Source organism: Rhodococcus sp. H29-C3 (assembly GCF_030063405.1).
Classification (GTDB): domain Bacteria; phylum Actinomycetota; class Actinomycetes; order Mycobacteriales; family Mycobacteriaceae; genus Rhodococcoides.
In genome coordinates, this window is the sequence record NZ_JASITC010000019.1 from 14,898 (window position 1) to 37,258 (window position 22,361).

Sequence of the window (22,361 nt, forward strand, 5' to 3'; positions counted from 1 at the left end):
AAGTGCGGCCACTGGAATGAGGAACGAGAGGGCGTAGGGAAGCGCGAAGACTGCCAAGACGATAAGAACCTTCTCGACATCGCAAAGCGACATCTTGGACCGCTCCCGACGGGTGGCTCCTAGTGGTTGTCGGTTCATCGTTGTGCGCGTTCGATATCGGCCGCTTCGTCGAGGTTGTCGATCGGATCTTGATGACTACCTCCGGCGGTGGAACGGAGACTGTCGGATTTGATTGGACCGGCCTGTAACAGCGCTAATACTTTGTGTAGAACTTTTTCGCCCGTGGTGATCTCAGCGAACTGCATGCCCGCCAAGATTGCTGTCAGTTCCCCACCAGTGAATCCGGTGGGCTCGATGATCTCGGAGTGCTCAGCAAGGGACGTGAACCGAGCACGTTGACGATTCAGGACCGTCGCAACGCCGGGTGAGCGGACTGCTTCGATCATCAACTCGAATCGTGCCAGCGTCTGAGCTAAGCCTTGATCAGACCATCGGTTGAAAGCAGCTGCAGCAGAGGCGCTGTCAGTGGCGGATGCGAGGTCACACAGTTCGGTGTCGGCCATTCGTGTCACTACACCGTCGATCAGTTCGGTACGCGTACGAAAGCAGTTAGACGTCGATCCCGCGGGCAGGTTGGCTTCTTCGTCGACTGCTTTGTAGGTCAATCCCCGCAGTCCTACCGCGGCGATCACTTTGACCGCCGCGTCGGCGATCAGCTGCTTTCTCTCACTCATACTATGAACGTAGTCCATCCATAACTACATGCATAGTGTCATTAAGGTGACATTTCATGTCGACCTCCCTCGGGTGCAGTTGACCCAAGCCCCGTAGGCCGGATAGGAACACATGCCGCAATTTTGGTATGCGCAAGCGGACGGATGCCGGGCATCGATTTGACCATCGACACCCAACTGGTCGGCAACAAGCGGCATCGGGCAGGGGAGAGGACGCCTACGCTCGCCGACCTTCGAAACTGCGGTCCACGGCCGAGGAGCGCCCCGTCGTACCGGCCGCTACACCCTCACCTCCGCGATCTTCGGCGCCCAAGCCTTGCATTGGACGTCCGCAGGCAGTGCCGATGCCGAACACCGGGACGCTCCAGCAGCATTGACGGTTGCCCAATGAGCGGAGCCGGCGACCCGGGTGAGAACTGACCAGTACATTTCGGCCTATCCCAGCACATCGTAGAATCGTCAGGATATCTTGACGCAGACCCAACCGTCAGCATATCCTGACGGTATGGAATCCGAGAAGAAGTTGGAGCCGTCGGAACTTCTTGCGTTGTACGGCATCTACGACGCGGCGCAGGTCACCGCCGATATGGCAGAGACCATGCAGATCAACGGTCACGAGAGCGCCGAGAAGTGGAAGGCCATTGCGAGTCGACGACTTGCCGATGCGGTGTCGGACGCGGATGCGTTGGAGATCAACGTTTTTCTGGCTTCGTCTCTGCTCGCCGACCGTTTCGCGATCGTGCGCCGCCTGCGTGAGCAGGATCCGCCGATGCCGTGGTCGAAGATCGGGGGCATGCTGGGGATGACGAAACAGTCGGCCCACGAGTGGTTCGCGGGAGGCAACATCCGGCCCCGAGCCGACAATCCCACCGAGCACGCGTGAAATGTCGCGGTCGATATCGCAAGCGCCGGGCGATTCTGCGGATGCATCCAGATCGCTGAGCACCCCCTGCCGCGGGCGGTCAGGGCTGCCGATGCGTCGTGTCGGTCATTTCCACGATGGCCTCTTCGATCCAATCCGACAACGCCGGGTACAGCTCGAGCTGTACCCACCATGCGGCGCGGGCCTGCTTCCATACATCCGGCGCGCAGGTGAATGCTCGGCGCTTGCGGCGGATGGGTGCGGCCGCTGCGGTACGTCGCCCGGTCGGAAGCCGCTCCGGGGCAGGCTCGAGCACTTCGGTGTTCAGCTCGGCTTTCACCGCAGCGGTCTTGTTCGCCAACGCTGTCTCGAGCCATAAAGCCCAGGTGAGATAGTCCCGTCGGACAGAACCCCAGGCCGCTTTCGCCTCGTCCCAGGCCTGATCTGTGCAGGAGAAACTCTCTCGCTCTCGGCTCCATGCGGGGCGACCTGCCGGCGTCGATGCAGCACGGTCAGGGGTGCGTGCGGTCACGTCGAAGGCCTCTCTATCTGCACTATCGGTCACCCGGTCGGGTCCGAATCAGGGCAGCTGTATCCACTGTATCCACTACATCATCCTGGATACGACCACACGAGTCACCACTGTCGAGATGCAGCGAAGATTGGCGAGATGCGACGCTGGAATACTGGGCAAGAAGCAAGGACCCTATCTGACGGAGCACTCCGTTAGAGATCGGTTCCGGATCGATCACCGGGCTGCTTCGGGGAATGACCAGTTCAGCGAGTTTCCAGCCAACGGGCGCTGTCACGATGCACCGGGCATCGTTCGACTATCGGGCGGTCTACGCTTTCACCGCAGGGGGTTGCGTGGGGTCCCACACGCCGTCGGTGGTCCCGTCCTGAACATGACGCTCGTACGCGATCGCCTTTTCATGGATGACCTGGAGATCGGTGTACAACGAGGCGATCCGATCCCGCATCTGCTGCTCATGGTTCTGGAGCACCGCGAGACGCTCGGCTTCATTGCCAGGCCCGGCCCGGACAAGATCTGCAAACGTCCGGATGGTCGCCAGCGGCATCCCCGAGGCACGAAAACGGTTGCACAACTTCAACCACTCCACATCCGCCGGCGCATATACCCGATGACGGGTCCCGCCCCTGGGGATATCACGAAGCAGCAGTCCCTCGCGTTCGAAGAATCGGAGCGCGTGCACGCTCAAGCCCGTCACGTTCGCAACCTCCCCGATTGACATTTCCTCGGCGATGGACTCCACCGCGCGAGTCTACGGCTTGACCTAGAGTCTGCTCTAGGTCATAGCGTCGGCGGACATGACACATTCCGTTCGACAGCACCCCATCGGCTCTCAATTCGACGCCCGCAGTACCGCAGCGGATGTCCTCGGCGGTGTCGATCTTTCCGGCCTGCTCGCGCTGGTCACTGGCGGTGCATCCGGCCTCGGCCTCGAGACGACCCGCGCGCTCGCTAACGCAGGGGCAACAGTGGTGGTCGCGGCGCGCCGGGTCGACACTGCCACCAAGGCGGTCGCTGGGATCCCCTCGGTTGAGGTCCACGAACTCGACCTCGCGGACCTCGCGAGCGTAGAGCGGTTCGCGGATCGCTATCTGGAATCGGGGCGTCGCCTCGATCTCGTGTTCGGTGCCGCCGGCATCATGGCCTGCCCGGAAACGCGTGCCGGGGAAGGCTGGGAGGCTCACTTCGCGACCAACCACCTCGGGCACTATGCCCTGGTCAACCGGCTTGTGCCAGCTCTCACCCCTGGTCGGGCCCGCATCGTGTTGTTCTCCTCCTCTGGGCACTTTCTCTCCGGCATCCGGTGGGAAGACATGCACTTCACTGGTGGCTATGACCGTTGGGAGGCGTACGCGCAGTCCAAGACTGCCAACGCGCTGATGGCCGTGCACCTCGCAGCAGTCGCTGCCCCGCGGGGAATCAGCGCGTTCTCGATTCATCCCGGCAGCATCCTGACTCCGCTGCAACGCCACATCCCTGAAGAGGAACAGATCGAGCTCGGTTGGATCGATCCGAGTGGGCGTCAGGTCGACGGGTTCAAGACTCCGGAGCAGGGTGCATCGACAGCTGTCTGGGCGGCGACCGCTCCAGGCCTGGAAGCGTTTTCCGGGGCGTACTGCCAAGACTGCGACATCGCCTCTGCGGCGATTGGCGACGACATGCTCCTTGGAGGCGTCAAGCCGTGGGCGATCGACCCCGACGATGCCGCCCGACTCTGGACCCTCTCCGCATCCCTTACCAACGTCAACGCCTTCACTTAACCCCAGCGGAGCCATGTGCGGTGCTGCACCGACATTGCGGGCCCGGTGGACACCCGATATTTGTCTCAGTGTGGCTGGCGTGGCTTGTTAATTCTTACTGCGACTCGACAACCACCATGTCGAGTTGCAGCGAAGACCAGCGGAACGCGACGCTGGTTCCCCCACTGGCTACCGCCGACCATCGCCGAATCCTCTTGACGCCGGGTTGCCGTCAGGAACACCTGACGACCAGCGCGAGTGATGCGCTGCCGGGGCAAGGCGCGAAGTCGGTGAGCACGCGGTGCGGCCGAGAAGATGGATCGCAGACGCTGCACAATAAATCCGTCTAGCCCACTTGACTTGAAAGCGTCTAGTCGGCTAGACTATAGTCATGGTTACGGAGCAGCCCACACGCACGGTGGTCAAAGAGCTGAAAGCGGCCGGATTCTCCCCGGCGCGGACGGTGGGATCACACACGACGTGGGTTTCTGCCGACGGGGAAGTCAAAGTGACTGTCCCGGAAGGACATCGGAAGATCTCGCCGGGTGTGTATCGGAAGATACTCGAGGCGATGAAGGAGGCGGGGAAATGAGCAAGATCTACTCGGTCTCGGTGACCAGAGACGGCAAGTGGTGGATGATCTCGGTCCCCGAACTCGATGCGCTCACCCAGGCCCGGCGAATCGACGACGTCCCCACCATGGCGCGAGAATTGATCGCCCTCGAAACCGGTGTTGCGCTCGATGAGGTCGAGATCGAGGAACGGATCGAACTCGCATCGGGGGAGGACCTCTCGACCCGCGTGCGGGCCATCAAGGATCGACGAGTGCAACTACTCGAAGACGAAGCTCACGTGAAGTCCGAAACGCAGCGATTCGCCAAAGAGTTGGCCGATGCGCACATTCCTGTCCGCGACATCGGATCGCTTCTGGGAGTGACCTTTCAACGCGCCAGCCAACTCGTGAACGGTTGACCCGGGTTGACCCGGACTGGGCCACTGCTTCGTTCAGCGCACTGGACGAGGCAGTGAACCCCGACCAGTATTTAGATACACAAGAAACCTGCGCGGGGTAGTAGCGCCGACACTTCGAATCTCACGCTACGTTTCACACCATTTAGATACACAAGAAACTTTGTTGATCTTTGCGAAGGGACCACATGAGAATCCAGATCACCGCCGAGGTCACCAGTGACCCGCCGCGCTCGCACTGCCCTACGGCCCGGCCGTCGAGCTCGGCACCGCCGAACCCGGTGTCGTGTTCATCGGCCTCTACCGGCGCGCGCTCGCCCTCGCCGAAGGCGCAGACGCAGACGCAGACGCAGACGCAGACGCCGCAATCGTCATCGATGCCGGGTTCTATCCGCCGCCGCCAGGGGAGCGATGGTCAGCGCGGGGAATCGAACCGGCCCCGAAGCAGGCAGAGAACAGGCAGGTGCGCCACTACCCCCGGCCTTTGAGAACGCCTGCTCCGCGCACGCCTGGGAGCAGTGCTCGATCGGCAGTAGGTACCGCATACGGCCCCGACACCCTCGACGCCGGATTCACCCTCGACTGGACCTTGGAGTTCGTATGACCATCGCACTCGCGGCCGCTCTACCGCCCACCACCGCTCACCGATCGTTCACAGGACTCGGCATGAAACTGATGTCCCTCGACACGCAGTTCAGCGGAACTGTCCTCGACATCGTCGAATACCGCACGACCGCGGCCGGAGGCGAACAAGTGACAGCGATCCTCACCGAGCCTGGAGCCTGGTACAGCGGCAGCGTTCCCGTCGTCATCGACGCCGCCGACCTCCAGCTACTCCTGGCCGTCCAGTCGATCCCCCGACCGGAAAGAGAGATCCGGTGATGACCGCCCCCGAAATCGCAGGCCGGCTCGACGTCTTCGGCGCCCTCGCAGGTATCGCGGCAGACGGGCGCGTGCTCGACGAGCAGCAGGACGATCCGACACCACCAAGCCCGGAAGGTGCACGATGAACACCCCCCCTCACACCTCCTGCACGCACAGGACGCCGCTGCAACACTCGACGGCTCGACCTACACCGTCCTGCAGTACCTCTTGTAGGGGTGCACGGCCGTAAGCATCATCATGGGGATCGCTGGAGCAATACAGCTGGTGTGGGCCAGGGGGACCGGACAAGAGGGCAAGGAATCCGCAGGAACAGGCCTGATGTTCTCAGGGTTCGTCGTAGCCGTGTGTGGAGTTGTCATCGGGCAGGTGATAAAGCGGTCCGACGGTGATTCCGGCCCCGAGGCGGTGAACCCTGCACCGGTAGACGCCCTGGCAGTCGCCTCGACACCCGCCCCGGCCCCGATCATCGAGGCACCGGCGGCCGGCCCCACGGACTGGACTGCATTGATCTGGGTCCTCGGCTCCGTAGCAGCAATAGCAGTATTGGCGCTGGCGTGGTGTCTGATCATGCGTACCCGCAGCCACATCGCCGACCGTAAGGTCGCCGCACGTGGGCGCGCCGATGACTTCGCCGCAGCACTCGACATCTACTCCGATGTGGTCGCCGCCTACGCCGGTTACCTCACCGACCCCTGTTCGATCTTCGTTCGCCCGCTACTGGACAACGTCGATGATCCGTTCACCGGAGCCTTCATCACCGCATTCGCCGAAGCTGGGGATCTGCGCACCGAGCGGTGCCCCGACGACGCGGCCCGCATCACCGCGTTCGCCGGCGCTGCATCCGCCGCTCGGAGCGCCTGGAAGAAAGCCGACGAGCATGCTCGCGCTATCGGTATGGGAATGCGCACCAGCGCTGACAAGCGCACCATCGGCCGCATCGAATCGGCATTGACGCTCGCACTCGACGACGCCGCGACGCCGGCCGAGCGAGATGCTGCGCTCACCGCCGTGCACCGACTCTCCGAAGGCATGCTCACCATCCCTGATCGGGTCGCGGGCAGTGTCCGCACACAGCAGTGCACGCCAGTGCCCGCACAGCACTGACCCGCAGCTGAACCAGTCCGTGCGGGGGTCGAGGTCGGTCCGGCAGGTAGCTCACTGTCGGACCGACCTGGCACCATCAGTACTCATCACGAGGGCAAGCAGGGGGACACCGACGTGAACTACGAGAGGGCGCAGCACACCGCCATCGCTGCTGGCACGATGTGCCCGACCGCCACGACAATACCGACCAACTGTTACAGGCGCGAATCAGACTGTGAATGAACATACTTCGAGCAAACAGGGGAACAGATAGATGCTGATCATCGCAGGAATTCTCATCGTCGCCGGAGCCGGCGTCGGCAGTATCGCTCTACGTGAGAAGAGTCGGCCTCAGTTGGCCAAGGCCACGTTCGTGCTCATGATCGCCGGCGTCCTCGTGCTGACCGTCGGCACATGGATGCGATTCGACGACTACCGCAGCCCTATCGAGTGGTTCCTCAACTTCGCCATCACTGCCGCCGCCCTCGTCACCGTTGTGGTCGGGGTCAGGACACTGCGCACACCTCACCGCCGCAGCGCAGCCACCGATCAGGAAAAGCTGACCGCATGAGCATCCTGACCGCACTCGATGTTCGAGCCTCCCGATCCGACATCTCACGCACCCGCCGCGAGCTGTACGCCCAGTACACGAAAGCGCGGGCGAATGCGTTCATGGACGCCGCGTACGAACATCACAAACGGACCGTGTTCCTGCGCGCGGTCCTGGTGATGGTTTTGCTTGCCTGCGTGATCGCCATGGTGACTGCTGTAGCCATCGACAGTGTCAACGGCCGAAGCGTCAGCACCCTCGCGATTATCGCGCCCCTGTTTTCCCTGGGTGTGATCATTTTCCTGGGCTACGACACCCGGCGCAGCAACATCCGCGATGTACAGCAGGCACTCGATACCGTCCTCGATGCTCACACGCTTCATCAGCGCCTCCACGACAACACCTGATCGCCGACATCTGATCGTCAGGGCCGGGGCTGGGTGGGGTGGAGTTCGACGGGGATGTGATGCCATAGGTGAATTCATGTGGAACGGCCCAGTGATGGGACTGCCCCCACTTCAGTTGACTCGTGGGGTTGAGTGATTCAGGCCGCGTGTGCGGCCCGGTTGATTGTCTCAAACTCGATCGGCGTGAGTTTGTCGAGGCGTCGTTGGCGGCGCTTGCGGTGGTAGGTCCGTTCGATCCACGTCACGATCGCCAGCCGCAGTTGCGCCCGCGTGGACCAACGCTGGCGGTCGAGAACGTTCTTCTGCAGCAGGGCGAAGAACGACTCCATCGCAGCGTTGTCGCCGCATTGACCGGCTAATCGCGATTGAGGGAACTCCGTTGTTGCGCAGAATGGTTCATCACCGGCGCAATGAACCACCTTCAGCCGCCACGTGCAGGCGCCGACGACGCGACCTCCGGAAATCGCGCGACTGCCCGGACAGAGAGCAAGACAGCGGCATTGAGTCGCCCGAAACCTCGCCATGAGCGGTCGAGCTCGATCGGGATTCGCGGCACTTGACCAGGCAGTTGGTTGTTCGTGCGGCGTGTGAGCGGACAGGGCGGCAACAAAGTGTCGTCGGGCAAGTCCTGTCCGGGTCAACGTGGAGGAGCCCCACGGGTCGACTTGGGACACTCGGCATCCGAAGTGGCGACAATTCGTCGTATCTACACGAACGGTCCTGTCTACCAACATTATTAGACCGACGATAACTCGTTGACTTGCCCGGCAGTCCGCAGGCACCGCCATTACGATCGAGACGCTTACTTGACATGAACGGCCTCGGCGCCGGCTTCCGAACGCAGCGTGCGTTGGTTCCTCATATGACAGTCGTAGTCCTGTTCTCTTCCCAGAACAAGTACCACGACTGTGTGCATATCGCCCTGACCTGCTCGCATGCCTCGATTAGCCGGTTAACAGGCATGCCCCAACGCGGCCCATCGATCCACGTAATCCATTGTGGGACAACGCGTGCACGAATTTCCTGGATCTGAATTGGCTACCGCGATCCGAATGTACGATCGTCCCGACCGAGCCGCGTTGCGTCACAGCATTGGTCAATGCGGACACGGCCAGCGACGCTTTCATTCGGGAGTCGATCGAGTAGCCGACGATCCTGTTGGACCACACATCTTTGATGGCGCAGAGGTAGAGCTTGCCTTCGTCGGTGCGATGTTCGGTGATATCGGTGAGCCACAGTGTGTCCGCGGCCTCTGCGGTGAACTGACGGTCGACGAGGTCGTCGTGGACGGGCGGACCGGCCTTTCTGTTCAGCCCTCGCTTCTTGGAGAACACCGACCAGATTCGTTCCTGTGAGCACAACCGGGCGACCCTGTTCTCGCCGGCGGTGATGCCGTGGTCGGGGAGTTCGTCGGCGATGAAGCGGTACCCGAACGCGGGGTCGTCGGCATGAATGGAACGGGCCGCGTTGATCAGATGCGCATCGTCCCAATCACGTTGCGACACTGGTGTTTTCTTCCATTTGTAGAACGCTTGGGTAGAGAATCCGAGAACCCGGCAGGTCACTGTGACGGGGATACCGTCGGCAGCAAGGTCGAGGACCAGCGGGTAGATCATTTTGGGTTGACGTCCCGAGAGAGATAGCCGACCGCGCGCCGCATCACTTCTGCTTCTTGCTCGAGCATCTTGATGCGTTTGCGGGCTTCCCGCAGCTCGACGGATTCGCTGCTCGCCGCGGTCCCGTCAACGGGGGTGATGCCATCGTCGCGATCGGCGATCTTCAGCCAACGGTGCAGACAGCCCTCGGAGATTCCGAAGTCCTTCGCGATCTGACGCAGCGGGGCCTCGCCTTTACGTGCGACAGCGATGACGTCGCGGCGGAACTCTTCGGGAAATGCTTTCGGCATGGGGAACATCCTTCCACTGCGAGGAGCGATCCTCACAGATCAGATGTCAACACTAATAATGGTTGAAGCGTCGAGCAGCGTCGTCTGACTCGAATGTCAACTGACTGAACCATGTCCTCTTTTGGATTTGTCGGCGTTCGTTGCTCGACGTTCCCGCCTCGCCACCATGGCGGCCGGGGCGTCGCCGAGTCTCGGTTGTGTGACCTCATAGGAGCCTTGAACTCATCGTTAGTGTTTTGTCCACTAACCCCGTTCGGCGACCACACGACAGGACGGCAAAACGTCCTCCAGGTACGGGATTGGTAGAAATTGTCCGAGAATTCAGTCGCCGACGCGGTCTATGCGGGGATCGACACACACAAGGATTCTCACGTCGCCGCGGTCGTCGACCACCTGGGACGGCTGATCGACACCTTCACAGCCGCGACGACACTTGCTGGTTATCGCACTCTGCTGCGGTGGATTACGTCATTCGGTAACGTAGCCCGGGTCGGTGTCGAAGGCACAGGCTCCTATGGAGTCGCCATCACCCGACTCCTTCGCGACCGAGGACTCGCGGTCGTCGAAGTGAACCGCCCCAACCGGCAGATGCGGAGACTGCGCGGCAAAACCGACGCGATCGATGCCGAAGCGGCAGCGCGGGCCGTTCTCGCGGGAACCGCAACGGCCGTCCCCAAGTCGCGCGACGGAACGATCGAATCGATCCGACTTCTTCGTGTCACACTGACTGGAACCCGGAAATGCACTACAGCGCTGACCAATTCGCTACGCAATGTCATCGTCGGCGCTCCACCCGACTTACGCGACCAACTCGAGCCCATGACCATCGGCACATTGCTACATCACTGCTCGAGCTTCCGTGTCCCAGCCGGCGCGCCTACCGACGCTCGGGTAGCCGTCAGGTCGACGCTTCGTTCACTCTCACGCCAGATCCTCTTCCAGCAACACGAGATGGATCGGCTCCGAAAAGAGTTGACCGAGCTGGTGCGACGAGCCAACCCGGCATTGCTCGCAGCGCCGGGCATTGGCGTTGACAGCGCTTCGACACTGCTCGTCACCGCAGGAGATAATCCCGAACGACTCCACAGCGAAGCATCTTTCGCTGCTCTGTGCGGCGTCTCGCCGATCGAAGCGTCGTCGGGTAAGCACACCCGCCACAGGCTCAATCGCGGCGGAGATCGTCAAGCGAACAACGCACTGTGGCGCATCGCGCTGATCCGATCGTCCAGCGATGAACGCACCCGCACTTACGTGGCGCGGAGGACCGCCGAGGGGAAATCGCCCCGGGAAATCAGGCGTTGCCTCAAACGTCACATAGCCCGAGAGGTCTATGCCCTTCTCGTCGACCCGCAGTCCGTCCCCGGCACCGATGACCTGCGGCCACTACGCCACCGAACGGGGCTGTCCATGCAATCCTGCGCCGACCATTTCGCAGTCTCCCTCACGACGATCTCGCGCACAGAACGGGCTATCAAACCGAACCACCAATTCGCGGCACGTTACCGCGAATGGTTGACGGGACAACTTGCCGATTCCGCTTGACACCAATAGGAGCATCCAAGATGGGGGCAGTCCCGATCGTGTTCGGAGCGGCGACCTCGGAACACTACGCTCTCACTGTCAGGATTCCCTGACGGAGACGAGCGGCCGCTGAGAAGCCCCTACGACTCGGCGTCTCCGGCGTCGCTATCGGCCGCGCTGGTGGGTGTAGCTGGGTGCAGATGCTGTGCCGCAGGCAGTTCGAGAACTACAAATGCGAACAAGCTTCCCGAACTTGACTCTACAGCGGAACGCTGCATGGTTGGGGTATGGGAGAAACCGTCCAGAATCTGACCGCCATCACCTCCGCACTCGGCGACATACGCCCCGGCCTCGGATTGGGTGTCTCTGTGCGAGAGTTCGATTCGGAGGTCGAGTATTTGATCGCCACCGGAATCGAAGAGCACGCACCGTTGGACTGGACACCTGAGATGGCCACCGAACTACTCCGCTACCGCGGCTTCGAGATGATCGGGAAGTGGGAAGACATCGACCACACCGGCGGTGAGGATCCGACGTGGAAGGTCGCAGTCGAATTACGAGGCAGCGGCGCGTGGGTGGCGGACGCGGCACTCGAAGACACTCGCGATGACACGGTCGATTTCTTGCAGGGGGACCGAGTGCGGTGAGAGCTGCCCCTGCCAGCAGTACTTGTAGTCCGGCAGATCAATCCGGCTCCGACCGACATCGAGGCACCGGGTAGCTGATATCTGCCCGGTGCCTCACCACCGAGACCACCGCCGAGACCTCTGTCCCCGCCAGTGCCTACACCTTGCGCTACCTCGCTCCAGGCGATCTCCAGATCGGGCACAACGCGCGCAAACACGTCGACACCGACGCACCCCAGTTTCGTAGCTTGGTCGCGAGCATCATCCAACACGTTGCGCTACAAGCGATCTCCGCTGTGGAGGGCGCAGACGGAGTTGTACTGGTACGAGATGGGCAGCACAGAACCCTCGCATCGCGAGAAGCAGGACTGACGACGATTCCGGTGTTGGTGCGCCCCGAGACCGGCGATGAGAAGACCGCGGCCATCGCTCGTATCACCGAACAGCTCAGCAGCAACGATCACCGCATCGACATCACCGAGAGCGACCGCGCGAGCGCTATCACCGACATGCTCGACCTGGGGATGAGCGCGGCCGCCATCACCCGCGAGCTCAAGTACACCAAGGCGTATGTCGAGACCGCCGCACGTGCAGTCGATCGAAGACCGCGCAGCGCAACCTCGATGACCTCGCTCTGACGCTCGAAGATGCCGCCGAATCGGACCCCGATATCGCCGAGAAGCTGGAGGCCATCCTGAGCCAGCCGTACGGGATCGCCCACCGGTTGCGTTACCTGGCACGCACGAGGGACAGAACCGCCCGATCCGGCTAGCTGTCGAGACGCAGCGAAAAGACTAGTGAGATGCGTCGCCGGATTAACTAGGCAGCGATGCGAAGCAACCCCGCCCGCCGTGGTGCCCCGTTGAGCGCACCGTTGCGGGATTCGTCACCGGACAGGGCTACCGGAATTGCCCAGCTCGACGAGCGCCGGTCAAGGGACGGCTTTCGGGATGCGCCGGCCAGGGTTCGGCTTCCGGACTACCTCGCGATGGCGACCCACATCCCTTGTCAGATCATCGAATGTACACACAGGTAACGCAGCCGGTTACGCATTCGCCCGAGCCTCGGTTCGGAGATCCACCACGGCCTCGGTTCGGACTGTCGATCGTGACTGATATGAGGCGGGGATGGCGGCAGATCGTGGCCGCGATGGCGGCGTCTGCGGGCGTTGATCCTGACGAGTTGTTCGACCACGATCGACGTACCGGAAACCTTTGCCGCCGCGGTCACCGTCACCAGCGAAGCCAACCGAGCATCGCCCAATCCGGCAAGTGCACCATCGGAGCAGTTCAGGTCTCTCAGAACGATATTCTCGCGATCGAAGGAGATGCTGGTTCCGCATCCGCGAGGTCGCCACTGGAAGTCGCCTCCATCCAACAGAATCCAGACGGAGTGGGCATATGCACACCTACGTCGCGCACTTTGACCGCATTCCCGCGAACCAGCGAACCTACAGAATTACCGTGGTCACCTACTACGACTACTTCGCGTTTCAGTACTTCACGTCTGACGAACTCAGGAACGGTGCTATTTACCGCCTGCAGATGCGTCCAACTCCCATCGGCGGCACTGGGCGTAGACGGGCAAGGAAGTGGCGGCCCCCTTGAGCCGGGGAACCGGCCCGGCGATCGCTGGGACCGTACGTGCCATCAATCGGTGGTTTGGTCATCTAGCTGTAGTCACCAGTGCCAGGCCTCTCCGCCGACGTTGGCAATGGTCCGTTGCAGCACCGTGATGGTCGTCGCGAACTCGGCGTCGGTGATCCCCTGCATCCGTTGATCGGCAAGCGCTCGTTGAACGTCTGCGCCTCGCCGGAATTGCACTTTCCCATTAGGTGTCAAGCGCAAAGTCGACTCGGACTCGGTCAACCAGCGCTTCGAAGCGACGGTGGCGATAGCCGTCTCGATGTACCCGGTCTCGATGTCCGATCCCATGTTCGGGCCGATCGTCTCGATCATCGTGGATCGATCAAGCCCCTTCGGGTACAGCGACAACTGATGGAGCACCCACCACTCAGGTTGGGACAAACCAATTTCGGCCAAGGCAGCCCGTGTGTGTTGGCCGATAGCTTCACCAGCGCGGGCTGTCCAAAATCCTAGAGGCTGCTTGGCGGGAGGTTGCATCGGATTCTGGTTCATATCGAGAACCGTAGAAGTTCAACCAATGATGAAGTCAAGGACAATCGCCACGGCTACTCGTGGTCGTTGACGGATTCCACGATCTCGCACAGTTTTTTCCCCGACCACATGTCGTCGAGCCGTGCCCGCAGTTCGGCGGTGCGGGTTTCGGCCTCCTCGATCAGGGCGTCGGCTATCCGGCCCCAGTCCTCGGGGCCCGGCTCAGGGGGCAGGTCAGCGAAGATCTCGGCGATTTCTCGCACGCTCAGCCCCACCCGCTGCGCGAGCTTGGCTACCTTGATCCGGCAGCCTGCCGACTTATCGAAGCGTCGCTGATTGCCCGAGGTCCGCAGTGCAGTGACGACGTGATGCTTCTCGTAGAACCGCACCGCCGAGGCAGCGACACCGCTGTCGGCGGCCACATCACGGACGGTCAGGGTAGGCGCAACGTCTGCGATCTCGGCTGTGGTGGTCATGAAGTCGATCGTGACAGACGCATCACTTGACTTCAACATATGTTCAACGTGCAGCGTGAAGACCATGGAAACGAAACTTGTTACCGAGTCCAGTGACGTCACCTCTGGGACCGCTCGAGCTGAAGGATCGAGGATGATCGCGCCCAAGATCGCGATCATCGTCGGCAGCACCCGCCCGGGGCGCTCGGCCGAGGTTGTCGCTCGCTGGGTCCACGGCGTCGCCCGCGATCGGGACGACGCCACGTTCGAGGTGCTCGACCTCGCCGACTACGACCTCCCGATGCTGGACGAGCCGATGCCACCCATGAGTGGTGAGGTCACCCATGAGCACACTCGGGCTTGGGCCGCCGCGATCGCAAGATACGACGGGTTCGTGTTCGTCACCCCGGAGTACAACCACTCGACTTCGGGGCACTGAAGAACGCGATCGACTTCCTCTACGCCGAGTGGAACAACAAGGCTTGCGGCTTCGTCAGCTACGGCGTCGACGGCGGCCTGCGCGCCGTTGAGCACCTGCGCCTGATAGCCGCGGAGCTCAAGCTCGCCGACGTACGCAGCCAGGTCGGGCTCAACCGCTTCACCGATATCGTCGACGACACCGTCGAGGTCAATGCCCGTACCCGCGAGCGGTTGTCCACGATGCTCGAAGAGGTCGTCGTGTGGAGCGACGCCCTCCGACACCTGCGCACTACAGCCGCGGTGGCCTGATATGAGTGTCGCCGAGCCGCCGAGGGACCAACGGGTGCTTGTCATCGGCCTGTCCCCAGTCAAAAACGAGGACGTCGTCGCATCGCTGCGCGAACTGGGTATCGACGCGGTCGGCTGCACAGAGCCCGACACCGCCGCCGAACGCTACGACGCCCGCCAATTCAAGGTGATCGCCTTCGGCCGAGGGGCACTGGGGCCCGGGGCTGAGCGCCTCAAGCATGCCTTCTCTGATCAAGACCCGAGGGTTGGCTTCGTCGACGCTTTCGGACCGATCGCCGTAGCCCAAGTGGCCGCCGCGATTCAACGTAGCCCCGGATCCCCGGCCCTCGTCGAGGACCTGACCTTCACCCTGCACGATCGCGGTGGGCAGGTCACAGCGACGGTACTGACCACCTGCCACATCTGCGTGAGCCTGTATCACCAGCCCACCCAAGAGTCTTTGGAAAAGACCGTCCTGCTCGATGCCGACGTCGCCGAAGGGCGGATGACCTGCCCACTCAGCGACACCAACCTGTCCGGGGCCTACAGTCTGGTCGCCGTAGTCAATGGCGAAGAGTTTCACCACCTTCCGTTCCTATGACCACCACTCTGCGATCGGCGGTCAGGGATCGCTTACGGGCGCCGTCAACTCACACGACACGGTGGCGGAGGTGGTTTTCGTGATCTCGTTGGGGTCCACCGGATGGACACGCGACCGGACGCTTCGAGAGTTGGCCGAGGCGCTCGGCGAGTTCGAACGGCTCGGGCTCCGCGCCGCCTACATCCGTCGGTTAGTCCTGACAGCAGCTCAGCCAAACTCAGACGCGCATTTGTCTGTGCGATACCGTGTCTCACATGAGTGAAGAGAGCCGTGTCACTTCAGTGGCTGCACGACTTTTGCTGTCGGAGCGGGACGCGTTGCTGCCGGCACTGCGGTCCATCGACGTCGAGAAGTTGGTGGAGCCGACGTGTTTACCCGGCTGGTCGGTGCGCGATGTACTCGCGCACTGCTCGGCGGCACTCGCGATGGCCGCGAAAAGTAGCTGGCACGGCTTCAGTCCAACCGAGAATCAGAGCGATGTCGATGCGCGCCGCACCTGGCCGTTCGATGACGTGTTGGTTGAGCTGGAGGCCGGTTACGCCGATACCGCACGGGCCATCATCGCGGCCGAGGGTCGGCTCGACGCGCTGGCACTCGGTGAGTGGATCCACGGCGGTGACGTCCGAGAGGCGTTGGGGCTTCCCGACGCCTACGCCAGTGCTGGTGTAAACGATGCGCTCGTGCTGCTGGGCGACCTGAGCAGGCTGCCCGATCTCAACGTGCCTCGAACCGTGGTGACATTGTCTGATCGCGGCGAGGTAATTCTCGGGAGCTACGACGCCGAGGTGTCGCTGGTCACTGACACTGCCACGCTGTTCAGGCTCTGCGCCGGCCGCAACGCTGATCCAGGAAGATATCGGCTCACGGGAGCCAATGCCTCCGCATTCACCCTCTTCAATTGACACCAGTCAAATCACTGGCGGACTAGGAATGTCGGTCGGCGGGAACAGGCTGCGACCGGATCCGGTAACCGGCACCGGCGCCCCGGCAAGCGATCGGCAAGCGATCGGCAAGCGATCGGCAAGCGGAGCCCAGACGACGCGGGTTCCCGGAAAACGATGGCGGCGCCTGCAACATCCGTGGAAAGCTCGCGGTCATGAGCCCACGAATCGGGGGGTACGGGCTAACCGTGGGCTAACCGACAAGGAATCTGTTGTTGCACTCTTGATGCGTGCGTTCACGCCCCGGATGGCTATCTCGAGCCGTTGTGAATTGGGTTTCCTGAGCTGACGTTTCCTGCCGGAGGCGGTGTCGTTGACCGGCACGGCGGTTTGAGCTTTTTTGGCCGGGATCGACGTTCAGATCTTTCTGCCGGAGAGGGGAGTCGGCCCGGTCAACAGTCGGCCGAGATCGCGTACACCGAAGCTTCTCTGCACGCGTGCTCTCCGGCAAAACCGCACCCAAGAGTGCGATGAAGTGGCCCGTCTGACCGGCCCTCAGGACGCCAAGGACTACTGGCGCTTCTCCTTCAAGCACTACCGAGGAATGGTAGGTATCGACAGCTACCTCACCTTCCTCGCCGACGCAGGATATGTGCTCAGCCCCATCGAGCGGGCAGCCATCGGCAACATCACCATCGACGTCGCCTACGACACCGCCGTCGACAACGACTGAGAACGCAACAGCAAAATGAAGCCTCCACCCTCGTATTCGATGGGTGGAGGCTTTCCGAATGTCAGGGCTCACGTACCTACCGCTGCGACCAGCTGCGAAAGAACTAGCGTCAGGGGAACCTGACAACACTCAGTGTCAGGAAAACCTGACGCACCGTGAGGTTCCTTGTGGCGAGTAGCGAGCTGGCGATGCGGTGGCCCGGTGGTTCCTCCGATCAGTGTTGTAGGTCGGTGCGTGCGCCGCGTCCGGGTCGCTCTTTTATCCACTCTTCGATGTCGGCGCCGGCGAACATCGGCTCGCGTCCCACGCGGCGGACCGGTTTGGGGGCTTGATCGCGCGCGACGTAGGACCTCCACGTCGAGGCCGCGATCTTCTTGCCCATGCGTTCTTCTATGCGCGTGAGGACTTGAGGGAGGGTCAACTCTTCTTCTGGCATTGCAGGCCTCCAGGATCGTTCGGTACTTCGCCGGTGGTGTAGTCACCCACTATACAGCTCACCGCTGTAATTGTTCGCCCTTGACTACACAACGCAGCGCGGTATCGTTGAGGTACGGCCACGCCATGACGCACCGCCGCGTGCGCCGCGACCCCGACCGGGGAAGTGGCGCAGGTTGTCACACGCGATCTACTACTCACACACGCATCCGGGGGGACTCAACACATGACCATGACCACGACGGCGCACACCATGTCGCAGACGGCAGCACGCCGCGACCGCGCTCTCACCCAGTACACCCGCACCACCGCACGCATGGACGCCGCAGCGCGCAGCGGCAAGACCGTCGACATCACCGACCTCCTCCGCACACTCGAAGCCTGGGCGGAGCAAGCCCGCGCGCAGGGAGCCACCGAAACCCAGATCGAGAACGCCAGCCTCGCCGGCCTCTCGTAACACCCGAGAAGGAAGAGCCAAGATGACTGCACTGCGCGCCGTGCCCACACCAGACTCGGGCGTCGGCACCCTCGACCGGGTCGACGGTGCCGAGATCACTTACGATCTCGGTACCGATCCGGAGGCACTGTTGCTGTGCACGTTGATGTGGAGCTACCACCCGGCCGGGGACGTCAGTGAGACTGCACGCATCACCGCGGCGCTGACCGCCGCAGACTTCGACGACGCCGCGCACGGCCGGTTGTACGCGATCGTCGCCGAACTCGTCGCCGCCGCAGAGCCATTCGATGTCGCGGCGGTCACCAACACTCTCGTGCGTTCGGGGGCAGCCGGGCAGAAGGATGCACCACTTCGCCGCCGCTTGGTCAACATCACCACTCTCGGCACGCATCCGCTCACGGCCACCAACAACGCTGCCATAGTGCTCTCGCAGTCCTACCGGCGTAGCTTCCGTATCGCCGGACATTCGATCGTCCAGGCCGCTGAGGAGCTCCCCGAGGATGACCTCTTCGAACAGATGCTCGAGTGCGGCCGCCGACAACGCCGCGCGCACAACAGGTTGCACGCGTTCCGAAGCGGAGTGGAAGCGGTTAGACGCATTCAGTAGAGGCGCTGCGTTGCGGCGCGTGCACAGGGGTACGACCGATGGCACCCGTCGTATCCACCTGGCACCATCACAGTCACTACGACGCCGATCGCAGGGGGAGCACCACCGAGGAACATCAGGGGCGGGGGCTTGGTGGGCGCGGGGAACACCCTGGGGGGAGGGTGCTTTCCCGCGCCCGCGCCGCGTCGGTATCCGCACGCAGCACGACGGAGTGTAGCCACACATCTGCGACATCCGCATTGTTCGTGTGACCGGAGGTGACGAGCGACTCAGCTCGAGATCAGCTCAGTCAGCAGGCAAGACGCACGCGGAGTACCCGGTTTTCTCTCACGTTCACACCGAATACAACAAACGGCACCTGCACACGAGGTGCAGGTGCCGTTTTGTTCTCTGTCGCAGGAAGGTCAGCCGATACCGTGATCGCGGTCCACCGACGGCGATGCGGAGTAGGTCGGCGGCAATGCAGGCTTACCCGTCGAAGCACTCGGAGCGCTGGTGGAACGCTGCCGCGGTGGGCTGACGAGACGCCGCGGCCGTTCACCGGTCTTACGCGCGCCAGGTACCGGGTCGTACAGCGCTCTTGTAGATCCGCGGACAGAATAGCGATGCGCTCGGCGTCGACAGTGGGGTCGAGGGCAGCAATATTGGTGTGCAGTACCTCGAGTGAGAGACACTCCTCGAACAGCGTGCGTCAACATATTCTGACGCGTCACCGGGTAATGCGTCGATGCGGACACACCACCACCGCACGGAAAGAGGCCGACGCATGAGATCACCGAACGAGACCGGCGACAGCTTCGCTGCCATCACCGAGAAAATCACCGTCCTCGGACACTCCATCACCGAGCTGTCCACCGAGTTGTCCACGTGGACCGACCACGGGTTGCGGTGCGAGAGCGTCGAGGGATCCGCAGATCCGGACGCACTCGCCGCCGCCCATGCCCAATCGGCGCGGTTCTACCTCACAGACCCGGCCGTGCAGCGATGACCACCGAGACACCGCAGAGCGTGCGGACGGTCGACGACGCCCCTACCGCGCCGTGCAGCTCCGACCCCTCGTCGTGGGATCTCGACGCCTCGACCGCCGAGGTGCTCACAGCGTCGGTGCGGGTGTGCCGGTTCGAATGCCCCCTGCTGAGCGCGTGCCGCTCCGCGCTTGCGGGCGGCGCAATCAGACCCGCATCGATGGTGCTCGCCGGAATCGCCTTCGACTACAACGGTGACCGGGTCGACCTCGGCGGTCCCCGTACCCGCACCGGCCCCCGCAAGGAACGAGATATGCGCGGCGTCGACGATCGCGGTCGGCGCTACAACGGGCACACCGGACGCTGGGAATCACCCACCAGGCCGACCGCGTCGCCGGCTGCGGTCCAGCGCTCCGCCTGACCATCCACCCTCTATGGTTGTGTACTACACAACAGGGGTTGTGTAGTACACTATTGGTATGGGGATCAGGTGGGCGAACAGCGCTGACAAGCACGGAATCGACCACGCCGACGCTCTGCACGCGATAGGAAACGCTTATTACGTCGAGGAAGAATTCGACGAGCCGCGCGTACCCGGGCACGCGAAACCGACGTTGTTCATCGGCCCACCCCGAACGCTGGGAGGTCCGCTGTTGGAGGTGATGGTGGAGATGATCCCACCGCGCGAGATGGTCGTCTTTCACGTCATGGAAGCACGGGAGAAGCATCTGGACCGGATGGACGACTGATCGACCGCCCGAACAGACATCTACCGCTCCACGTACCCAACTCCACATACCCGGCTCCACATACCCAGAGGTGAACATGATGAGCAACACCGACAAGCCCGACGCGGGCACCGACTACGACGCCCTGTCCGACTGGGCCGAGAACGAGATGACCCTTCCCGCTGCCTCGAAGACGGCGAAGCGGGGGCGCGATGCTGGTGCTGCGGGCCGGGCTCTGCTCGACCGTGTCGCAGGACGCCCATCGTTGGACCCCGACGCCGAACCTGGCACCGAGTCCCCGGTGCGGCAGGTCCGGTTGCCTGTTCGGTTGGATGCACGTATCGACGCGATCGCAGCGCAGCAAGGGCGCAGTCGGTCGGCGGTGCTGCGTGATGCAGTCGCCGAGTACGCCGACGCGCACAGCATGAACGCGTGAACGCTGCGGGCGGCGTCAGCGTTGAGGTGCCCTCTGCGATCGGGGCGGGCCTGTGGTGGTGCGGACATGTCGGTGCCGACGCGCGCGATCTCGATGCGCTGCAGGAGTGGGACTACCTCCGCGTCGACGAGATGACCGACGCCGAACGCCGCACCCTGAGCGCATGGGCACTCTCGGTCGAGATCTACCGGGCACCCGAGCACGCCGCGTCTGCAGCACCGACCGCGCGGTAACCGGCCCGTACGCAAGAAAGGCACCCACACTGGCTGTGTGGGTGCCTTTCTCGTCGATTGGTCAGCGATGTCAGTGGCGATCGCTGACCCGGACCTCGTCGCCGAAGTCGATGTCGTAATCGGCCAGATACGGCGCATTGGGCACGCCGCTCGAGGTGTACCGCGGGTAGAGACCTTTCTGCTGTTCGGTCTGGAGTACGGCCACGCGCACGCGGCCGGGTGTGATGTGGATTTCGCGTAGTACGCCGGTCATCGGTTCGTTCCACAGCACCGCATCGAACATCAGGACCGTGCCGAGGTCGCCGCCGTCGATCCGGAACGCAGGCTTTCCGGTGCTCTCGACTGCGATGTCCTCTATGCCGATCGGGCCGGACCGCTGCGGCGGCCGAGGCGGTCGGTGCCGCCCTTCTCGCAGCTGCGACAAGGAACGATGCTCGGTGGTCATCCGAGCCCGTGATCGGCCGACCGCGATGTCGCCGCTGTGTGTGTTGGGGCAGGTGCGGTGTTCAGTGCGGGTGAGGCGGCCCGCGCTGCTCCGGACGAGCGTGCGGGCGGGGCAGTGATCAACCCGCGCGGACGTGTCGAGGAGCGTTCGATGTCGACTGCGTGCGACACGGGCGGTGTCGATACCGACGCGGACGCAGCCGCAGTGTCGTCGGCGTGTGCGGGCGGCGTCGACCGTGCTCGCAGCTCGTCGAGGTCGGCTGCGAGGGCGGTGATGTGTTCGGCGTCGGCGACCGGGTCGAGGACGGAGATGTTCGCGCGCAGGTTCCGCACCCGCACTGTCCTCTCGGCGGCGATGCGGTCGGTGTCGAAGACGTCCGCTTCGTGGGTTACGCGCAGCACAGTGTTGCCCCGCATCGGTTCGATGGTGCCGCCGAGATCTCGGGCGAGACCTTCGGCGATGCGGTGTGCGTCCGAGCTTTCGTATGCACCGAGTTCGGTGCGTGAGTTCGGGATCGGGCCGGGCCGGGTGGAGTACACCTGAACGTCGAGAACCGCGACAGCGTCGGGACCCTCTACCGCCGAATCGGGCAGGGGCGGTGACGCCTCAACGATGGCGGCCACTGCGGTGGTGACCTCTCGCGGTGCGGGGATGACGGTGCGGCGCGCACCGGATGCGTAGGCCGCGAGCGCGGTCAATTCGGCGGCGAGTTCGCCGGGGGTGCCGATGAACTCGACATCACGGTG

General features: G+C 62.9%; 32 protein-coding genes and 3 pseudogenes. 24 read left to right on the plus strand and 11 right to left on the minus strand.

Going from position 1 to position 22,361, the window contains the following annotated elements:
- Window positions 1-134 precede the first annotated feature (134 nt).
- Window positions 135-734, minus strand: coding sequence for a TetR/AcrR family transcriptional regulator (locus tag QMK32_RS23080; protein WP_283477779.1), 600 nt, complete (start codon window positions 732-734; stop codon window positions 135-137).
- Between the two features lie 505 nt (window positions 735-1,239).
- Here QMK32_RS23080 and QMK32_RS23085 point away from each other — a divergent pair.
- Window positions 1,240-1,617: a hypothetical protein gene (locus QMK32_RS23085; RefSeq protein ID WP_283477781.1), complete on the plus strand. Its 378-nt coding sequence runs from the start codon at window positions 1,240-1,242 to the stop codon at window positions 1,615-1,617.
- 79 nt (window positions 1,618-1,696) lie between these two features.
- Here QMK32_RS23085 and QMK32_RS23090 read toward each other — a convergent pair whose 3' ends face one another.
- Together QMK32_RS23090 and QMK32_RS23095 are read right to left on the minus strand one after the other, a co-directional pair.
- Window positions 1,697-2,161, minus strand: a complete 465-nt coding sequence (locus QMK32_RS23090) for a hypothetical protein (RefSeq protein WP_283477782.1) — start codon at window positions 2,159-2,161, stop codon at window positions 1,697-1,699.
- Window positions 2,162-2,438: 277 nt separating this feature from the next.
- A complete protein-coding gene (locus QMK32_RS23095; protein WP_283477783.1) occupies window positions 2,439-2,870 on the minus strand; it encodes a MerR family transcriptional regulator in 432 nt (143 codons plus the stop codon).
- A gap of 55 nt (window positions 2,871-2,925) precedes the next feature.
- On the opposite strand from QMK32_RS23095, the gene QMK32_RS23100 reads away from it, so the two are divergent.
- From QMK32_RS23100 to QMK32_RS23140, 9 genes are all read left to right on the plus strand, one after another.
- Entirely contained in the window at window positions 2,926-3,888 is a 963-nt protein-coding gene (locus QMK32_RS23100; protein ID WP_283477785.1) for an oxidoreductase, read from the plus strand.
- Window positions 3,889-4,258: 370 nt separating this feature from the next.
- Entirely contained in the window at window positions 4,259-4,459 is a 201-nt protein-coding gene (locus QMK32_RS23105) for a type II toxin-antitoxin system HicA family toxin (RefSeq protein WP_283477786.1), read from the plus strand.
- Entirely contained in the window at window positions 4,456-4,839 is a 384-nt protein-coding gene (locus QMK32_RS23110; RefSeq protein WP_283477787.1) for a HicB family toxin-antitoxin system, read from the plus strand. The genes QMK32_RS23105 and QMK32_RS23110 overlap by 4 nt, the downstream gene beginning before the upstream one ends.
- Before the next feature lie 283 nt (window positions 4,840-5,122).
- Window positions 5,123-5,440, plus strand: coding sequence for a hypothetical protein (locus tag QMK32_RS23115; RefSeq protein WP_283477789.1), 318 nt, complete (start codon window positions 5,123-5,125; stop codon window positions 5,438-5,440).
- Window positions 5,437-5,718 carry a hypothetical protein gene (locus tag QMK32_RS23120; RefSeq protein ID WP_283477790.1) on the plus strand — a complete coding sequence of 94 codons (282 nt, stop codon included), beginning with the start codon at window positions 5,437-5,439 and terminating at the stop codon, window positions 5,716-5,718. Before QMK32_RS23115 ends, QMK32_RS23120 begins: the two co-directional genes overlap by 4 nt.
- Entirely contained in the window at window positions 5,718-5,846 is a 129-nt protein-coding gene (locus QMK32_RS23125; RefSeq protein ID WP_283477791.1) for a hypothetical protein, read from the plus strand. The genes QMK32_RS23120 and QMK32_RS23125 overlap by 1 nt, the downstream gene beginning before the upstream one ends.
- 112 nt (window positions 5,847-5,958) lie before the next feature.
- Window positions 5,959-6,825, plus strand: coding sequence for a hypothetical protein (locus tag QMK32_RS23130; RefSeq protein WP_283477793.1), 867 nt, complete (start codon window positions 5,959-5,961; stop codon window positions 6,823-6,825).
- A gap of 253 nt (window positions 6,826-7,078) precedes the next feature.
- On the plus strand, window positions 7,079-7,375 hold the full coding sequence (locus tag QMK32_RS23135; RefSeq protein WP_283477796.1) for a hypothetical protein: 297 nt from the start codon (window positions 7,079-7,081) through the stop codon (window positions 7,373-7,375).
- Window positions 7,372-7,761, plus strand: coding sequence for a hypothetical protein (locus QMK32_RS23140; RefSeq protein ID WP_283477797.1), 390 nt, complete (start codon window positions 7,372-7,374; stop codon window positions 7,759-7,761). Before QMK32_RS23135 ends, QMK32_RS23140 begins: the two co-directional genes overlap by 4 nt.
- 137 nt (window positions 7,762-7,898) lie before the next feature.
- Here the strand turns inward: QMK32_RS23140 and QMK32_RS23145 are convergent.
- Together QMK32_RS23145 and QMK32_RS23150 are read right to left on the minus strand one after the other, a co-directional pair.
- A pseudogene (locus tag QMK32_RS23145) lies at window positions 7,899-8,114 on the minus strand (IS3 family transposase); the annotation flags it as partial.
- Between the two features lie 606 nt (window positions 8,115-8,720).
- Window positions 8,721-9,667: pseudogene (locus QMK32_RS23150) on the minus strand (IS3 family transposase); the annotation flags it as partial.
- Between the two features lie 309 nt (window positions 9,668-9,976).
- On the opposite strand from QMK32_RS23150, the gene QMK32_RS23155 reads away from it, so the two are divergent.
- The 3 genes from QMK32_RS23155 to QMK32_RS23165 all read left to right on the plus strand — a co-directional run bounded on the left by QMK32_RS23155 (window position 9,977) and on the right by QMK32_RS23165 (window position 12,452).
- Entirely contained in the window at window positions 9,977-11,209 is a 1,233-nt protein-coding gene (locus tag QMK32_RS23155; RefSeq protein WP_502943745.1) for an IS110 family RNA-guided transposase, read from the plus strand.
- Window positions 11,210-11,475: 266 nt separating this feature from the next.
- Window positions 11,476-11,835 carry a hypothetical protein gene (locus QMK32_RS23160; protein ID WP_283477799.1) on the plus strand — a complete coding sequence of 120 codons (360 nt, stop codon included), beginning with the start codon at window positions 11,476-11,478 and terminating at the stop codon, window positions 11,833-11,835.
- Between the two features lie 143 nt (window positions 11,836-11,978).
- Window positions 11,979-12,452, plus strand: a complete 474-nt coding sequence (locus QMK32_RS23165) for a ParB/RepB/Spo0J family partition protein (RefSeq protein ID WP_283477800.1) — start codon at window positions 11,979-11,981, stop codon at window positions 12,450-12,452.
- Window positions 12,453-12,822: 370 nt separating this feature from the next.
- Here the strand turns inward: QMK32_RS23165 and QMK32_RS23170 are convergent, their stop codons facing one another.
- From QMK32_RS23170 to QMK32_RS23180, 3 genes are all read right to left on the minus strand, one after another.
- On the minus strand, window positions 12,823-13,191 hold the full coding sequence (locus QMK32_RS23170; protein ID WP_283477801.1) for a hypothetical protein: 369 nt from the start codon (window positions 13,189-13,191) through the stop codon (window positions 12,823-12,825).
- A 302-nt stretch (window positions 13,192-13,493) separates the two neighbouring features.
- On the minus strand, window positions 13,494-13,952 hold the full coding sequence (locus QMK32_RS23175) for a MarR family winged helix-turn-helix transcriptional regulator (protein ID WP_283477802.1): 459 nt from the start codon (window positions 13,950-13,952) through the stop codon (window positions 13,494-13,496).
- 53 nt (window positions 13,953-14,005) lie between these two features.
- Entirely contained in the window at window positions 14,006-14,407 is a 402-nt protein-coding gene (locus QMK32_RS23180) for a MerR family transcriptional regulator (RefSeq protein ID WP_283477805.1), read from the minus strand.
- A gap of 133 nt (window positions 14,408-14,540) precedes the next feature.
- Between QMK32_RS23180 and QMK32_RS23185 the strand changes: the two are divergent.
- The 4 genes and pseudogenes from QMK32_RS23185 (at window position 14,541) to QMK32_RS23200 (ending at window position 17,309) form a co-directional block, all read left to right on the plus strand.
- A pseudogene (locus tag QMK32_RS23185) lies at window positions 14,541-15,115 on the plus strand (NADPH-dependent FMN reductase).
- Between the two features lies 1 nt (window position 15,116).
- Entirely contained in the window at window positions 15,117-15,695 is a 579-nt protein-coding gene (locus QMK32_RS23190) for a hypothetical protein (protein WP_283477806.1), read from the plus strand.
- 254 nt (window positions 15,696-15,949) lie between these two features.
- Window positions 15,950-16,597: a maleylpyruvate isomerase family mycothiol-dependent enzyme gene (locus QMK32_RS23195; RefSeq protein ID WP_283477808.1), complete on the plus strand. Its 648-nt coding sequence runs from the start codon at window positions 15,950-15,952 to the stop codon at window positions 16,595-16,597.
- Between the two features lie 514 nt (window positions 16,598-17,111).
- Window positions 17,112-17,309 carry a hypothetical protein gene (locus QMK32_RS23200; RefSeq protein ID WP_283477810.1) on the plus strand — a complete coding sequence of 66 codons (198 nt, stop codon included), beginning with the start codon at window positions 17,112-17,114 and terminating at the stop codon, window positions 17,307-17,309.
- A gap of 214 nt (window positions 17,310-17,523) precedes the next feature.
- On the opposite strand, the gene QMK32_RS23205 is transcribed toward QMK32_RS23200, so the two are convergent.
- On the minus strand, window positions 17,524-17,745 hold the full coding sequence (locus QMK32_RS23205) for a helix-turn-helix transcriptional regulator (RefSeq protein WP_283477813.1): 222 nt from the start codon (window positions 17,743-17,745) through the stop codon (window positions 17,524-17,526).
- A gap of 225 nt (window positions 17,746-17,970) precedes the next feature.
- Between QMK32_RS23205 and QMK32_RS23210 the strand changes: the two genes are divergently transcribed.
- The 7 genes from QMK32_RS23210 (at window position 17,971) to QMK32_RS23240 (ending at window position 21,170) form a co-directional block, all read left to right on the plus strand.
- Window positions 17,971-18,201: a hypothetical protein gene (locus tag QMK32_RS23210; protein WP_283477815.1), complete on the plus strand. Its 231-nt coding sequence runs from the start codon at window positions 17,971-17,973 to the stop codon at window positions 18,199-18,201.
- Window positions 18,202-18,223: 22 nt separating this feature from the next.
- Window positions 18,224-18,808, plus strand: a complete 585-nt coding sequence (locus QMK32_RS23215) for a DnaB-like helicase N-terminal domain-containing protein (protein ID WP_283477817.1) — start codon at window positions 18,224-18,226, stop codon at window positions 18,806-18,808.
- 766 nt (window positions 18,809-19,574) lie between these two features.
- Window positions 19,575-19,796 carry a hypothetical protein gene (locus QMK32_RS23220; protein ID WP_283477819.1) on the plus strand — a complete coding sequence of 74 codons (222 nt, stop codon included), beginning with the start codon at window positions 19,575-19,577 and terminating at the stop codon, window positions 19,794-19,796.
- The gene (locus QMK32_RS23225; RefSeq protein ID WP_283477821.1) at window positions 19,793-20,194 is read left to right on the plus strand and encodes a hypothetical protein; all 402 of its coding nucleotides are present in this window, start codon (window positions 19,793-19,795) and stop codon (window positions 20,192-20,194) included. Before QMK32_RS23220 ends, QMK32_RS23225 begins: the two co-directional genes overlap by 4 nt.
- Window positions 20,195-20,252: 58 nt before the next feature.
- The gene (locus QMK32_RS23230) at window positions 20,253-20,522 is read left to right on the plus strand and encodes a hypothetical protein (RefSeq protein ID WP_283477823.1); all 270 of its coding nucleotides are present in this window, start codon (window positions 20,253-20,255) and stop codon (window positions 20,520-20,522) included.
- 79 nt (window positions 20,523-20,601) lie between these two features.
- Complete coding sequence (locus QMK32_RS23235) at window positions 20,602-20,937, plus strand: CopG family ribbon-helix-helix protein (RefSeq protein WP_283477825.1); 336 nt, start codon at window positions 20,602-20,604, stop codon at window positions 20,935-20,937.
- The gene (locus tag QMK32_RS23240) at window positions 20,934-21,170 is read left to right on the plus strand and encodes a hypothetical protein (RefSeq protein WP_283477827.1); all 237 of its coding nucleotides are present in this window, start codon (window positions 20,934-20,936) and stop codon (window positions 21,168-21,170) included. The genes QMK32_RS23235 and QMK32_RS23240 overlap by 4 nt, the downstream gene beginning before the upstream one ends.
- Window positions 21,171-21,240: 70 nt before the next feature.
- On the opposite strand, the gene QMK32_RS23245 is transcribed toward QMK32_RS23240, so the two are convergent.
- Both QMK32_RS23245 and QMK32_RS23250 read right to left on the minus strand, forming a co-directional pair.
- Entirely contained in the window at window positions 21,241-21,615 is a 375-nt protein-coding gene (locus tag QMK32_RS23245) for a hypothetical protein (protein WP_283477829.1), read from the minus strand.
- Complete coding sequence (locus QMK32_RS23250) at window positions 21,612-22,313, minus strand: hypothetical protein (RefSeq protein WP_283477831.1); 702 nt, start codon at window positions 22,311-22,313, stop codon at window positions 21,612-21,614. The genes QMK32_RS23245 and QMK32_RS23250 overlap by 4 nt, the downstream gene beginning before the upstream one ends.
- Between the last annotated feature and the right edge of the window lie 48 nt (window positions 22,314-22,361).